Annotated in this window: 16 protein-coding genes and 1 tRNA gene; 4 read left to right on the top strand and 13 right to left on the bottom strand. The window is 64.6% G+C overall.

From position 1 onward, the window contains the following. Positions 1–9 precede the first annotated feature (9 nt). The 10 genes from lpdA to IEV75_RS01910 all read right to left on the bottom strand — a co-directional run bounded on the left by lpdA (position 10) and on the right by IEV75_RS01910 (position 6,542). Positions 10–1,431, bottom strand: a complete 1,422-nt coding sequence (gene lpdA / locus IEV75_RS01955; protein WP_188450855.1) for a dihydrolipoyl dehydrogenase — start codon at positions 1,429–1,431, stop codon at positions 10–12. 77 nt (positions 1,432–1,508) lie between these two features. Continuing rightward, complete coding sequence (locus IEV75_RS01950; protein WP_188450854.1) at positions 1,509–1,685, bottom strand: DNA gyrase inhibitor YacG; 177 nt, start codon at positions 1,683–1,685, stop codon at positions 1,509–1,511. After that, the gene (locus IEV75_RS01945; RefSeq protein ID WP_188450853.1) at positions 1,682–2,740 is read right to left on the bottom strand and encodes a ribonuclease E/G; all 1,059 of its coding nucleotides are present in this window, start codon (positions 2,738–2,740) and stop codon (positions 1,682–1,684) included. The genes IEV75_RS01950 and IEV75_RS01945 overlap by 4 nt, the downstream gene beginning before the upstream one ends. Then, positions 2,740–3,330, bottom strand: a complete 591-nt coding sequence (locus IEV75_RS01940; protein ID WP_188450852.1) for a Maf family protein — start codon at positions 3,328–3,330, stop codon at positions 2,740–2,742. The genes IEV75_RS01945 and IEV75_RS01940 overlap by 1 nt, the downstream gene beginning before the upstream one ends. A gap of 5 nt (positions 3,331–3,335) precedes the next feature. Then, entirely contained in the window at positions 3,336–3,554 is a 219-nt protein-coding gene (infA, locus tag IEV75_RS01935) for a translation initiation factor IF-1 (protein ID WP_019961978.1), read from the bottom strand. Positions 3,555–3,686: 132 nt separating this feature from the next. After that, positions 3,687–4,106: an arsenate-mycothiol transferase ArsC gene (locus IEV75_RS01930; protein ID WP_188450851.1), complete on the bottom strand. Its 420-nt coding sequence runs from the start codon at positions 4,104–4,106 to the stop codon at positions 3,687–3,689. Next, positions 4,103–4,588, bottom strand: a complete 486-nt coding sequence (locus IEV75_RS01925; protein ID WP_188450850.1) for a UPF0262 family protein — start codon at positions 4,586–4,588, stop codon at positions 4,103–4,105. The genes IEV75_RS01930 and IEV75_RS01925 overlap by 4 nt, the downstream gene beginning before the upstream one ends. After that, positions 4,585–5,034 carry a DUF2948 family protein gene (locus tag IEV75_RS01920; RefSeq protein ID WP_188450849.1) on the bottom strand — a complete coding sequence of 150 codons (450 nt, stop codon included), beginning with the start codon at positions 5,032–5,034 and terminating at the stop codon, positions 4,585–4,587. Before IEV75_RS01920 ends, IEV75_RS01925 begins: the two co-directional genes overlap by 4 nt. Continuing rightward, positions 5,031–6,299 (bottom strand): UDP-N-acetylglucosamine 1-carboxyvinyltransferase, encoded by a 1,269-nt coding sequence (gene murA, locus IEV75_RS01915; RefSeq protein WP_188450848.1) that lies wholly within the window; start codon positions 6,297–6,299, stop codon positions 5,031–5,033. The genes IEV75_RS01920 and murA overlap by 4 nt, the downstream gene beginning before the upstream one ends. Before the next feature lie 72 nt (positions 6,300–6,371). Then, on the bottom strand, positions 6,372–6,542 hold the full coding sequence (locus IEV75_RS01910; RefSeq protein ID WP_188450847.1) for a hypothetical protein: 171 nt from the start codon (positions 6,540–6,542) through the stop codon (positions 6,372–6,374). Positions 6,543–6,918: 376 nt separating this feature from the next. On the opposite strand from IEV75_RS01910, the gene IEV75_RS01905 reads away from it, so the two are divergent. Then, positions 6,919–6,993 (top strand) — tRNA-Thr (locus tag IEV75_RS01905). 13 nt (positions 6,994–7,006) lie between these two features. Here IEV75_RS01905 and IEV75_RS01900 read toward each other — a convergent pair. Beyond that, positions 7,007–7,597: a YqaA family protein gene (locus IEV75_RS01900; RefSeq protein ID WP_188450846.1), complete on the bottom strand. Its 591-nt coding sequence runs from the start codon at positions 7,595–7,597 to the stop codon at positions 7,007–7,009. A gap of 19 nt (positions 7,598–7,616) precedes the next feature. Then, positions 7,617–8,066: a hypothetical protein gene (locus IEV75_RS01895; protein ID WP_188450845.1), complete on the bottom strand. Its 450-nt coding sequence runs from the start codon at positions 8,064–8,066 to the stop codon at positions 7,617–7,619. A 274-nt stretch (positions 8,067–8,340) separates the two neighbouring features. Between IEV75_RS01895 and IEV75_RS01890 the strand changes: the two genes are divergently transcribed. Genes IEV75_RS01890 through IEV75_RS01880 form a run of 3 tightly spaced genes read left to right on the top strand, consistent with a single transcriptional unit; the run spans position 8,341 to position 11,642 of the window. Then, positions 8,341–9,810, top strand: coding sequence for an NfeD family protein (locus IEV75_RS01890; protein WP_188450844.1), 1,470 nt, complete (start codon positions 8,341–8,343; stop codon positions 9,808–9,810). 48 nt (positions 9,811–9,858) lie between these two features. Beyond that, complete coding sequence (locus tag IEV75_RS01885) at positions 9,859–10,620, top strand: slipin family protein (RefSeq protein WP_188450937.1); 762 nt, start codon at positions 9,859–9,861, stop codon at positions 10,618–10,620. Between the two features lie 17 nt (positions 10,621–10,637). Beyond that, positions 10,638–11,642 carry an alpha/beta fold hydrolase gene (locus tag IEV75_RS01880; RefSeq protein ID WP_188450843.1) on the top strand — a complete coding sequence of 335 codons (1,005 nt, stop codon included), beginning with the start codon at positions 10,638–10,640 and terminating at the stop codon, positions 11,640–11,642. Here IEV75_RS01880 and IEV75_RS01875 read toward each other — a convergent pair. Continuing rightward, on the bottom strand, positions 11,639–12,109 hold the full coding sequence (locus tag IEV75_RS01875; RefSeq protein WP_188450842.1) for a GNAT family N-acetyltransferase: 471 nt from the start codon (positions 12,107–12,109) through the stop codon (positions 11,639–11,641). The two genes, IEV75_RS01880 and IEV75_RS01875, sit on opposite strands and share 4 nt — an antisense overlap. Between the last annotated feature and the right edge of the window lie 139 nt (positions 12,110–12,248).

Below are 12,248 nucleotides of genomic sequence, written 5' to 3'. Positions count from 1 at the left end.
GAATGCGGATCAGGCCGGGATATGAATGGGATGGCCCAGCGCCGCCAGCGCGGACTCGGCAAAGCCTTCGGTCAGGGTCGGGTGGACGTGGATCGTGCCGGCAATGTCCTCCAGGCGCGCGCCCATCTCGACGGCAAGCGCAAATTCCCCTGACAGCTCGCTCACGTGCTTGCCGACGGCATGAATGCCAAGGATCACATGATCGCTCTCGCGCGCCGTGATGCGCACAAAGCCGCCATCGGCCCCGCCCTCCATGGAGAGCGCCCGGCCTGACGCAGCCAGCGGGAACTTGCCGGTGATGACGTTTTCGCCCTTCTTCTTCGCCTCGTCGGGGCCAAGACCCACGCCGACAATCTCCGGCTCGGTAAAGCACACGGCGGCGATTGCATTGGGATCAAAGCGGCGGCGATGGCCCGCAATCACCTCTGCTACGAGTTCGCCCTGAGCGGTCGCCTTGTGGGCCAGCAGAGGCTCGCCCACCAGATCGCCAATGGCGTAGACGCCGCGCATGGGCGTCCGGCACTGGTCATCGACCTTCACGAAGGGTCCCGCCATGTCGAGGCCCATATTCTCCAGCCCCCAGCCTTCGGTGACCGGCTTGCGGCCCACGGCCACCAGAATGCGGTCCGCTTCCAGCTTTTCCGCCTTGCCGGAGGAATCCTCGAAGACGAGGAAACTCTTGCCGTCCTTTTCCTCCACGCCCTTGGCGCGCGCTTTCAGATGCACATTGATCTTGTGACGCTTGAGCCATTGCGTGATCGGACGCGTCATCTCGCTATCATAGAGCGGCAGGATGGCGTCGGCGGCTTCAACAAAGCTCACATCGCTGCCCATCTTGGCGAAGGCAATGCCGAGTTCCAGCCCGATATAGCCAGCGCCTACAACGACGAGCTTCTTGGGCAGCTCGGTCAGTTCCAGCGCGGCCGTGGAGCCGATGACCTTCCCGCCGAACGGCAGGAAGGGCAGCTCGGTCTCTTTTGAACCCGTGGCCAGGATCACATTCTCCGCCTCGATGGTGAGGGTCTTGCCATCTTCCATCTCGACGGTGCAGGTCTTGGCATCGGAGAATGTCGCCCAGCCGGAGACGGCCTCCACCTTGGCGGATTTGAGCAGCTGGCCGACGCCCTTGGTGAGCTTGCCAACTATGGTGTCCTTCCAGGCGGTGACACCTGCCATGTCGAGCACCGGGGCATTTTTAAGCGAAATGCCAAGCGCCCCCTCGCCCACATGGCCCGCCATTTCCTCATACTTTGAGGCGGCATGGATGAAGGCCTTGGAGGGGATGCAGCCCCGGTTGAGGCAGGTGCCGCCGAGTCCGTGCTTGTCGACAATCACCGTATCAAGCCCGAGCTGGCCTGCGCGGATGGCCGCCGGATAACCGCCCGGTCCGCCGCCGACAACGAGAACCTGACATTTGCGAATATCGGCCATGGCGATTTCCTCCGTCTGATTGTTTGGCGGGTGTTTAGCGTGGCACGGCGCCAGCGGAAAGGCTTGGGGTGCGGACCCTACTCCCCCTCCTCCGGAGGAAGCGCCTCGGGCGAGACCGGCTCACCGGGCACGGCATAGGAATCCGACAGCCATTTCTGCAAATCAAGATCGGCGCAGCGCTTGGAGCAGAAGGGCCGGAATTCATGCACCACCGGCTTGTTGCAGATCGGGCATCTGGCTTTCGCGCTCATCATGCCCTCCCCGCAGCGAAGCCGCGCGGCGGCAGACGGTCAGAGAGTTTCAGGGTGAAGCGCGCGCCGAGCCGCGAGGCCATCGCCTTGTTCCAGCCAATAGGATCGCGGGCGAGCCACTCATACACGTCCGGGCCAGCTTCCAGCACGAGCTGGCTGGCACGGCTGGCCCTGCCTTCGGCCTCCAGCGCGCGCAGGGCGGCAAGGGCGCGGGTCTCAAGGCTCTCCACGCCAAAGCGCTCCCACATCTGTTCGTGCAGGGCGCGCGCCAGGCGCTGGCGGGCCAGCTCGACAATGGCAAAGCGCGAGGAGGGGGCGATATCCACCTTGGCCGTATCATTTTTGAAGGCCGATCTCAGCGTCGCGTCCAGCGCCGCCTGATCGCCCTTCTTCTTCAGGGGCAGGAAGTCAATGGCGACCACCCCGCCAATCCCGCGCAGGCGTATCTGGCGGGCCGCCTCGCGCGCAGCCGTACGGTTCAGATCAAAGGCGAAGTTCCCCTTCCCGCCGGTGCGTCCGGCGGCATCGACATCAATGGCTGTCAGCGCCGTTACGGGCTCGATAATGAGCCGCCCGCCGCCATTCAGAGGCACATCGGCTTCCAGCGCGGCCTCGAACTCGCCATCAAGATCAATCCCGGCCTTCACCGCCGGCACGATCGGCGCGTCGTTCAGCCCGGACAGGCGCTCTGCCAGTGGCGGCGCGGTGAGGAGGGCTTCTGGCGCGTCGCCGGGGTCCACCTCATGCAGGGTCAGCGTCGGGCCTTTTTCCTGAAACGCTTCGCGCGCGATCTGCACGCCGATGGCAGCGCCCTCGTGGAAGCCGGCCGGCCGGCCGGCTGCACCGAACGGCAGGAAGCCATCGGGGCCGCGTCCGATATCGAGGAAGGCACCATTGAGCTGCGGCTCGATGCGGCGCACGCGGGCACGGTAAATCTCGCCCCGAATGGCGCGGCTCCTGCGCTCGCTCCAGCGCTCGACATGCAGCTCTACCGCGCGGTCGCCCTCAAAGATGGCGGCGCGGGTTTCGCCCACATGCTCTGCCACGATAATGCGCATCAGGACGCGCTCCCCGGACGGTAGCCAAGGCCAACCAGCAATTGGCGGGTCTCGTAGACGGGCAGGCCCATCACGCCTGTATAGCTGCCGGTGATCTGGATGATATGCGCGCCGAACCGGCCCTGAATGCCGTATCCGCCCGCCTTGCCCTGCCATTCGCCGCTTTCGATGTATTCATCGACCTCTTGCGCGCTCAGGCGTTTGACCGCCACGCGCGTCATGGAAAGCCGGCTCGCCACCCGGCCATCAGGCGCGCGCACCGCCACGCCGGTAAAGACCCGGTGATTGCGCCCCGATAGCAGCGACAGGCAGGCGCGGGCTTCGTCCTCGGTTTCGGTCTTGGGCAGGATACGCCGGCCAACACCGACCACCGTGTCGCTGGCCAGCACATAGGCGTTTTCGTGGCCGGTGGCAGCGGCGAGCTTTGCCCGCGTCAGGCGTTGGGCAAGATCGCGCGGCAGCTCTCCGGGCTGCTCGCTCTCATCGATATCGGCAGGGGCAATGGCGTCCGGCGGGAAGCCTATCCCCGCCAGCAGGTCGCGCCTGCGCGGCGAGGCACTCGCCAGGACAAGGCGCGCATCGGCAGTCATCGCGATTACTTGAAGCGGTAGGTGATACGGCCCTTGGTCAGGTCGTAGGGCGTCATCTCGACCAGCACCTTGTCACCGGCCAGCACGCGGATGCGGTTCTTGCGCATCTTGCCGGCGGTGTGGGCAATGATCTCGTGATCGTTTTCCAGCTTCACCCGGAAAGTGGCATTCGGCAGGAGTTCGGTGACCTCACCGGGAAACTCCAGCAATTCTTCCTTCGCCATGCAGCTCCTCTTGTCTGGCTGCCGGTGGCCTTTTCCCTCGTCATGACGGAATCAGCCCTTGCCCGGCGCGGCGCGTGGCGGGCTATATAGTCCCTGTATGGGGCTTACGTCGAGCCTTGGCGCAGTATTGGCTCACAAAACCACAGCATTGATGCGCGATTTCAACGCATCGCGTATGGCCCGGTAGGCATCAAGGCGCGCCTCACGGCTGCTTTCAATGTCTGCCGGATCAGCGAAATGCCAGTGCTCGATGCGCGCCTTGGCGCTTTTCGCCAGCGCTTTTGCGGCCTCATCGGCTTCCGGCGCAAGGCATATGACGAGCGTATCCGCGCTGGCGTGAACCGCCTCAAGGCCTTGTGGCTCGAAGCCGGAGAGATCGCTGCCGAGCTCTGCCATCACCGCGATCATGAAACCGTCTGCGCAGCTCGCCGGTTCGATACCGCACGACTGCACACGCGCACCTGCGCCAAACCGCGCGCGCCAGAGCGCCTCGGCCATGGGCGAACGTACCGAATTGCGCCCGCATACAAAGACAGCCCGGGGCGCGCTCACCCGGCTCTCCGGTGCAGGGCGCAGATCAGGGTGAAGAGGCGGCGTGCCGTGTCGAAATCGACATCGATCTTGCCTTCCAGCCGTTCTTTCAGGAGCGATGAACCTTCATTATGGACGCCCCGGCGCCCCATATCGACCGCCTCAATCTGGGCGAGGGAGGCATCGCGCACGGCCTCGTAATAGCTCTCGCAGATCAGGAAATAGTCTTTCAGAATGCGGCGCAGCGGCCCAAGCGAGAAGACGAACAGGCGCACCGGCGTGCCGTCCTCGGCGCTGACATCAAAGACAAGGCGTTGTTCTTCGATGGCGAGGCGCAGCCGGTAGGGGCCGCCCGGCCCGTCTTCCGGGCGGAAACGATTGGCTTCAAGCAGATCGGCAATCGCCACCCGGCGCTCATGTTCGACATTTTCTTCCGCCTTGCCGATACTGGCCGCGTCCAGCTCGATCGCGATCAGCCGGTCTTCAGGGGCATGTTCGCTCATGGCGCGCCTTCGCTTTCATGGTCGGGGCGTGCCGACGCCTTCCAGGGCGCGGACACATCGGCGAGCACCAGATCGACGCACTCTACATCCAGCTTCAGCGCGCCGCCGCCAGCAAAGGTGAATACCAGCGTGCCGGACGGATCGTCGTGCCCCTCTGACGGCTCAAAGGTTAGCGAGAGCAGGGAGACGAAGGCATCGGGCGCACCCTTGCGCAGGCGCTGGGCCTTTGCCGCAGTGACCGAGCCGATCTGCAGGCCGGAGCGTATGCGCTCACCCTTGCCGGCAGGCTTTTCCCAGCGATAGCGCGTGAAGACGGCCGTGAAGCGCCGGGCGCGCGCCTCGAATTTCAGGTCGGCAATGCGCGCAATCGCATCCTGCAGCGCCGCCGAAACCGGCGCGACATCATCCTGGTCCTGACCGATGAGGCGTAATGGCTTCGTGCTCATGCCTCTTCCTTCTCGCGGCGGATATCAGCCCCGCAGGCCGACAGCTTTTCCTCCAGCCGTTCAAAGCCGCGGTCAAGGTGATAAACGCGCGACACGATGGTTTCCCCTTCCGCCGCCAGCCCGGCTATCACCAGCGAAACGGAAGCGCGCAGATCGGTTGCCATTACCGGCGCGCCTTTCAGCGGCGCAGGCCCGCGCACCACCGCCTCATTGCCGCGCACATCGATACGCGCGCCCAGCCGCGTCAGCTCCGGGGCATGCATGAAACGGTTTTCAAATATCGTCTCGCGGATGACAGAAGCCCCATCGGCCAGGCACATCAGCGCCATGAACTGGGCCTGCAGGTCGGTGGGAAAGCCCGGATAGGGCGCGGTCTGCATGTCGACGGCCCTGATCGGGCCCTTGCGCACGATACGCACCGAGGTTTCACCCTCTTCCACCGTCACGCCGGCCTCCCGCAAATCCGCCCACAGCGCCTGATTATGCGCCGGAACCATGCCGGTCAGGGTGACATCGCCGCCCGCGGCGGCGGCGGCCATCGCATAGGTGCCGGTCTCGATCCGGTCGGCCACGACGGGCCAGACCGTCCCGTTGAGGCTCGCAACCCCTTCAATCATGATCGTGCCGGTGCCCGCGCCGGAGATCTTCGCGCCCATGGCATCCAGGCAATTGGCCAGGTCCTCAATCTCCGGCTCGCGCGCGCAATTCTCCAGCTTCGATGTGCCCTTCGCCAGCACCGCTGCCAGCATGGCGTGCTCGGTCGCGCCCACCGAGACAAACGGAAAGACGATATGGCCGCCCTTGAGCCCGCCCGCCGGTGCCTCGGCCAGCACATAGCCTTCTTCCAGCGTGATCCTGGCGCCCAGTGCCTCCATGGCTTTCAGGTGCAGGTCGACAGGGCGCGCGCCGATGGCGCAGCCACCCGGCAGGGAGACTTTCGCCTTGCCCTCGCGCGCCAGAAGCGGGCCAAGCACGTTGAAGGTGGCGCGCATCTTGCGCACCAGATCATAGGGCGCTGTCGTGCCCGAAAGGTTCGCAGCCGTGAGGCTCAGCCGGTTGCCGGCCTGCTCTTCAGCCTCCACGCCCAGATGGGCCAGAAGGTGCGCCATGAAGCGCGTATCCGCCAGGCGCGGCATGTTTTCCAGGAGCAACTCGCCTTCGGTCAGCAGGCTTGCCGCCATCAGCTTCAGAGCCGAGTTCTTCGCGCCGGAAATCTGAATGGTGCCGGAAAGTGGCTGTTTCCCGCGAATGACGATGCGATCCATGAAAACGGTCCTGAAAACGGGTGAGGCAGGGCGGCGATATGCCTGCCATGTAGGATGGGATTTGTCCCTATCCTAGCCCTGACCGGCGGGCTTTGTGCCAGACGTTTTTTCAGCGCCGCCTTTCGCCGGTCTGGCGGCTGCCTTGCGCCGGCGCAGATTGGCGCGCAAGGCCTCTGCCAGACGCGCCTCACGGCTGTCGGACTCTTCTGGCGGGCGTGAGCCCCTGTCGGACTTTTTGCTCATGGATCTGGTGTGCCGCCAAGAGGGGGGCCGGTCAAGCGGGCACTGCCCTGCGTCGGCTTCCATCTGTTTCGTTTTCCCGGCGAAAGCCGGGATCCAGAAAATTGCTGGGCACCGGCTTGCGCCGGTGAAACGCGTGGTGAGTTGTACTCAAAGGCAACAGGCCGCTTTGTGGCCTGAAAAGCGCGAACGCGCGCCCGCGACTGCCTGCCCCCGCGCAGGTGGGGGTCCGCTGAACAACGCAGCCCCGATGGGCTGCGGAACCAGAAGAGCTCCCCCTGCAAACGACCGCAAGCGTGCCCTTGGCGCGGCCGCAAACTTGGGCTATACGCCCCGCTCCGGCAAGGCAGGCGCGAGGCGTCCGCCCCATACGCCGAAGGCCGCTATAGCTCAGGGGTAGAGCGTTCCCTTGGTAAGGGAGAGGTCGAGTGTTCAATTCACTCTAGCGGCACCATTTCCTGTTCGCCTTATACGATGACCGGCAGTACCAGCGCGGCTGCCGCCAGCGCGATGCCCGCCGCCCAGACCGCCAGCCGCAGTCGCGGACGGTCACGCAGGTTCTCAAGCATGGCAAGTATGCGCGTGCCGAACAGCCAGACCAGAAGCGCCAGGCCGAAATAGCGCGCCGCGCGCGTGAGCGCGATAATGCCGAAAACGGTCACCGGCGAGAGCCCGGACACCGCCGCACCCAGAGCCGCAACGAAGAGCGGTATCGGTGTCACATTGATGATCAGGAGCGCCATCACGCCATTGTCTTCGGCATAGCCCAGGAAGGCCTCGTAGCGCGCCTCCAGCCCCAGCGCCGTAATGACCGGTGCGCCAACCGTCTCGAACGCGATCACGCCCACCAGATACATCGCCGCCACTCCGGCCAGGCACCCCGCCAGCACCGCAGCGGCGGCCTGCCAGAGCCGGGCGCGGTCAGCCAGCATGACCGGGATCATCAATAGCTCTATGGGTACAGGCAGGATTGTCGCCTCCAGGAAGGAGGCGGCAAACAGGGCCAGGCGCGATTGTCCACCGCGCGCCCAGCGCGCAAAGCGGGCTTCGAGGTTCATGGGTGCCTTCTGCGTCCGCTCAGCCTGCCCGGCGAAGTGTTGAGATGTGGTGCCATACATCACTCGCAGGCAATTTCACCGACCAGTATTTCCATCCATCCAGCCGGGTCTTGTCCCCCCGCCCAGTGACCGCAATACCGCTTGCCGCTCCGGACGGGCTCTTGAACCGCTTGCCTTCAACCAGCCAGCCGCCATCGTCAATCTGCCCGGAATGGACCCGTCCATTATAATCCATCCGCACCAGTGTCCCATGCGGCAGCGTCACACCCTTGCCGAACCACGGCCGGGGCTCGCGCTTGCTTCGCCCCAAGGCTTGTGTCGGTCCAGGCGGCGGCGTTGCCCGGCCAGGCCGGTCAATTTCCAGCAAGCGGCGCAACACAGTATTTGGGGTCTCACCAAATCCCTTTCGCGCCGCCTCGATCCGCTGGTGAACCTCGAAATCTATCTCGATGGTTTTCATCTCCGCCATCGCACGACTCCTTCCGCTGCGAAACTACTCCACATCATCCCAGCTCTGCCGCATTTTTCAACTTTTGAGTATTTTGAGCGTTTCAAGCTGGCGGGAGTGCGTCGCAGAGAAGGAAGCCATGGCCCTTCAGGGGAAGAGCTGATCGGCGCTGGGGAAATCACACGCTTGGTTGCCGCGGAGCCCGAAAAGCGCTGTTCTCCCCCATCGCCGCATTGGGCTTTCGCCATTTCCGGGTTAGGTTTGCTGTAAGGCCTTCAGCTGACGGAACCCCTCCATGTCCGTGACGCGACGATACTCTGCCAAAATGCTGATGACGCCTGTGCGGTTGTTCTGCGCGGGCCTGATTGCGCTGGGTGCTGTGATGCTCGCTGCCGGTGCGCTGGCACGGCAGTCTGAAAGCGCAGCCGCGACGGTTCACCTCGTCAGCCTTCAGGGCGCTATCGGGCCCGCGCGGGCAGGCCATGTCGTACGCGTGATCGAGCGTGCGGCAGGAGAAGCAGACGCCGTCATCATCGAGATGGATACGCCCGGCGGCCTCGTCGATGCGATGCGCGACATCAATAATGCCATTCTCGCCTCTCCTGTGCCGGTGATCGTCCATGTCGCGCCGACGGGCGCGCGCGCGACCAGCGCCGGGGCGTATATCCTCTATGCGGCCCACGTCGCGGCCATGGCACCGGGCACTACGGTGGGCGCGGCAACACCCGTCACCATGGGCGGCGCACCGGGCAGTCCGCCGCAAACGCCTGACGAGGGTGACGAGGGGGGAGAGGCTGGCGATAACGGCAATGTCCTGGAAGACGCCGCGCGCGAGCGCACCGCGCCCGCATCGCCGCAGGCACCGGGCAATGACGAAGCCATGCGCAACAAGATGGTCAACGATTCGGTGGCCTATATCCGCGCCTTGGCAGAGCTGCGCGGGCGCAATGGCGACTGGGCCGAGCGCGCCGTGCGCGAAGGGGTGAGCCTGACCTATAGCGAGGCGGTAGAGCAGAATGCCGCCGACTTCGTGGCCGCATCGACAACAGAGCTGCTAACCGTGGCCAGCGGACGCACCGTCATGCTGGGCGATGGCAGTGAAGTGACGCTGGCGCTGGAAGGCGCGAGCGTCGAGCGCGTGGAAATGAGCCTGCCCACCCAGATACTCACCGTCATTACCGATCCCAACATTGCGTTTCTGGTCCTCAATCTCGGCTTTATCGGCCTGCTGGTGAGCTTTTATAACGGGCTGGAGCCGGTCACATTCGTGGCGGGCCTGATCTGTATTATTGTCGGGCTCTACGCCCTCAACACCCTGCCCCTGAACTATGCCGGGGCGGCGCTGATCGTGCTGGGGCTGGGCCTTCTGATAGCGGAGGTTTTCGTCGCTTCGTACGGATTGCTGGCACTCGGCGGGGTGGTGGCGTTTGCCATTGGCGCGCTGATGCTGGTGGATACCGATGTGGAGGGCCTGCGCATTGACTGGCCGCTGGTACTGGTGATGAGCGCCGTGATGGGCATTTCGGTTCTGCTGGCGGGCAGTTACGGCCTTGCCGCTCAGGCGCGCAGGATCGTCACCGGCCGCGAGGGCCTGACCGGAGCCATCGGAACGGTGCTGAGCTGGGCCAATGGCGCAGGCCATGTCCAGGTCGAGGGCGAACGCTGGCAGGCGGTATCATCTGATGATCTGCAACCGGGCGACGGTGTGAAGGTCGTTTCGGTGGACGGGCTGACGCTAAAAGTGAAATCATCGGGCCGCAGCTAGGCCGTACACAAGACCACGAGCAAGGAGAACGCTATGGCGGAACTGGGCATGAATATCGGGTTTCTTCTGGGCCTTGGCGCGGTGGTGTTCGCCTTCCTGTCCTCGGCAATCAAGATCCTGCGCGAGTATGAGCGCGGCGTGGTGTTCACGCTCGGGCGCTATTCGGGCACGTCCGGGCCGGGCCTGATCATCCTCATCCCCATCGTGCAGCAGATGGTGAAGGTTGACCTTCGCATCGTGGCGGAAGATGTGCCCAGCCAGGACGTGATCAGCCAGGACAATGTCTCTGTGCGCGTGAACGCCGTGCTCTACTACCGCATTGTCGATCCGCAGCGCGCGATCAACCAGGTCAGCGATTTTCGCGAGGCGACAAGCCAGCTGGCGCAGACCACGCTGCGCTCGGTGCTCGGCAAGCACGATCTCGATGAAATGCTCTCCCAGCGCGACAAGCTCAATGCCGATATCCAGGAAATCCTCGATTCCCAGACCGAGGCGTGGGGCATCAAGGTCTCCAATGTCGAGATCAAGCATGTCGACCTCGACCAGTCGATGATCCGCGCCATCGCCCGGCAGGCCGAGGCCGAGCGAGAGCGGCGCGCCAAGGTCATCGCCGCAGAGGGTGAGCAGCAGGCCGCCGCCAAGCTCGCCGAGGCCGCCGAAATTCTCGCCACACAGGAAGGCGCGATGCAGCTGCGCTATCTCGGCACGCTCGCCGATATAGGCCAGAAGGGCACCAACACCATCGTGTTCCCGATGGCCGGCGATCTGATAGCGAACCTCACGGCGCCGCGAAGCGGAGGCCAGAGCTGACCGTACTGACTACCGGCATGCATAGCGCGCTGTTTCCGGATATTGCGGCCCGGGAGGCGGGACTGCTGCCCGTTTCGGACGGTCACAGCCTTTACTGGGAAAGGTCAGGCAAGGAGGGGGGACGCACCCTGCTCTTCCTGCATGGCGGACCGGGCTCGGGCGCCAGCTCGCGCCACCGCCGCTATGCCGATCCGGCAATCTGGGAAACCATACAGTTCGACCAGCGCGGGTGCGGGCGTTCAGCGCCTCTGTTCGAGCTGCAGGCCAACACAACCGCTCACCTCATCGCTGATATCGAGGCCTTGCGCGAGCATCTGGGCCTTGAACACTTCGATTGCGTGATGGGGGCCAGCTGGGGCACCACGCTGGCGCTGGCATATGCCGAGGCGCATCCCGAACGCGTGGCCAGCGTGCTCGTGGAAGGCGTCTTCCTGGCCACCAGACGCGAGCTGGGCTGGTGGCATGGCAAGGGCGGCGCAGGCGCGGTCTATCCTGATGCCCACGACTGGCTCATGCAGGGCGTGCCGCCAGCGCTGCATGACGATCCGCCGGGCTTCGCGCGCTGGGCGCTCGAAGCCATGCAGACCGAGCTGGCCGCCGGCGCGCCGCTCCTTCGCCATCTTGACGACCCGGCAGGCGAGGCAGCCCTCCGGGACAGCATGATTTTCCGCTGGATCGCTTATGAGGAACTCCTCTCGCATCTCGAAGCCACCCCGCAGAGCGCCCTTGCAAACCTGCGCAACAAGGGGCGTGACAAGCTGGTCTCCACCGCACTCATCGAGGCCCACTATTTTTCCAATGGCTGCTTTCTCGAAGAAGGCCAGCTGATCACCGACGCGCATCGCCTGGACATGCCGGTGCATATCGTCCACAGCCGCTATGACATGGTGTGCCCGCTGCAATCGGCCTTCGATCTGAAGGATGCTGCACCCGATGCCCGCCTCGTCATCGTGCCGGCCCATGGCCATGCCATGAGCGAGCCGGTCTTCAAGGTGGTCAGGAACGTGATTGCCAGCCTTTAGCGCCCGGTGCCGACATCGAGATGGAAGAACTGGTTAAACGCGGTTTGCGGGTAGTCCGCGAAGGCGTCACCCGGCAGGAATCCGCGCCGGGCATAGAGCCTCACCGCCGCCTCGAACGCAGGGCCCCTGCCGGTCTCCAGACTTAGCCGCGTGAGGCCACGATCACACGCTGACCCGATGATATGGTCGAGCATGGCTGCCCCGGCCCCCTGTCCGGCAAAATCGGGATGCACCCGCATCGACTTGACCTCGCCATGCGTGGCGCTGAGCGTCTTCAGCGCTCCTACACAGGCAACCCGCTCATCGCGCCACGCGGTCCAGACCGTGATGCCTGGTAGCTGAAGGCCTGACAGATCGAGCGCAAAGACGCTGCCGGGCGGGGAACTGGCATGCATGCCCGCCAGATGTAGCGCGAGCAGCGCACGCGTAGCCTCGCCCGTCATATCGTCTTCGCGAATCTCGAACATGCCGCCACCCCTTTTGGTTATGGCCGCCGCGCTAGCGCGCTCCCCCCCTGTCCCTCAAGTCGGACTGGCCGTGCAGCCCTGCTTCGGCAGCCTCCTGCTCCCCCGACAGGCATCCAGGCGCGACGGGCACGCAAGAGCT

It is taken from the genome of Glycocaulis albus (genome assembly GCF_014639075.1).
GTDB lineage: Bacteria > Pseudomonadota > Alphaproteobacteria > Caulobacterales > Maricaulaceae > Glycocaulis > Glycocaulis albus.
This window is presented reverse-complemented; position numbering and strand designations above follow the sequence as displayed.

Coding starts and splice junctions, on each gene's coding strand:
- lpdA (WP_188450855.1), bottom strand. CDS start 1,431: ATGGCCGATATTCGCAAATGTCAGGTTCTCGTTGTCGGCGGCGGACCG.
- IEV75_RS01950 (WP_188450854.1), bottom strand. CDS start 1,685: ATGATGAGCGCGAAAGCCAGATGCCCGATCTGCAACAAGCCGGTGGTG.
- IEV75_RS01945 (WP_188450853.1), bottom strand. CDS start 2,740: ATGCGCATTATCGTGGCAGAGCATGTGGGCGAAACCCGCGCCGCCATC.
- IEV75_RS01940 (WP_188450852.1), bottom strand. CDS start 3,330: ATGACTGCCGATGCGCGCCTTGTCCTGGCGAGTGCCTCGCCGCGCAGG.
- infA (WP_019961978.1), bottom strand. CDS start 3,554: ATGGCGAAGGAAGAATTGCTGGAGTTTCCCGGTGAGGTCACCGAACTC.
- IEV75_RS01925 (WP_188450850.1), bottom strand. CDS start 4,588: ATGAGCGAACATGCCCCTGAAGACCGGCTGATCGCGATCGAGCTGGAC.
- IEV75_RS01920 (WP_188450849.1), bottom strand. CDS start 5,034: ATGAGCACGAAGCCATTACGCCTCATCGGTCAGGACCAGGATGATGTC.
- murA (WP_188450848.1), bottom strand. CDS start 6,299: ATGGATCGCATCGTCATTCGCGGGAAACAGCCACTTTCCGGCACCATT.
- IEV75_RS01910 (WP_188450847.1), bottom strand. CDS start 6,542: ATGAGCAAAAAGTCCGACAGGGGCTCACGCCCGCCAGAAGAGTCCGAC.
- IEV75_RS01900 (WP_188450846.1), bottom strand. CDS start 7,597: ATGAACCTCGAAGCCCGCTTTGCGCGCTGGGCGCGCGGTGGACAATCG.
- IEV75_RS01895 (WP_188450845.1), bottom strand. CDS start 8,066: ATGGCGGAGATGAAAACCATCGAGATAGATTTCGAGGTTCACCAGCGG.
- IEV75_RS01890 (WP_188450844.1), top strand. CDS start 8,341: ATGTCCGTGACGCGACGATACTCTGCCAAAATGCTGATGACGCCTGTG.
- IEV75_RS01885 (WP_188450937.1), top strand. CDS start 9,859: ATGAATATCGGGTTTCTTCTGGGCCTTGGCGCGGTGGTGTTCGCCTTC.
- IEV75_RS01880 (WP_188450843.1), top strand. CDS start 10,638: ATGCATAGCGCGCTGTTTCCGGATATTGCGGCCCGGGAGGCGGGACTG.
- IEV75_RS01875 (WP_188450842.1), bottom strand. CDS start 12,109: ATGTTCGAGATTCGCGAAGACGATATGACGGGCGAGGCTACGCGTGCG.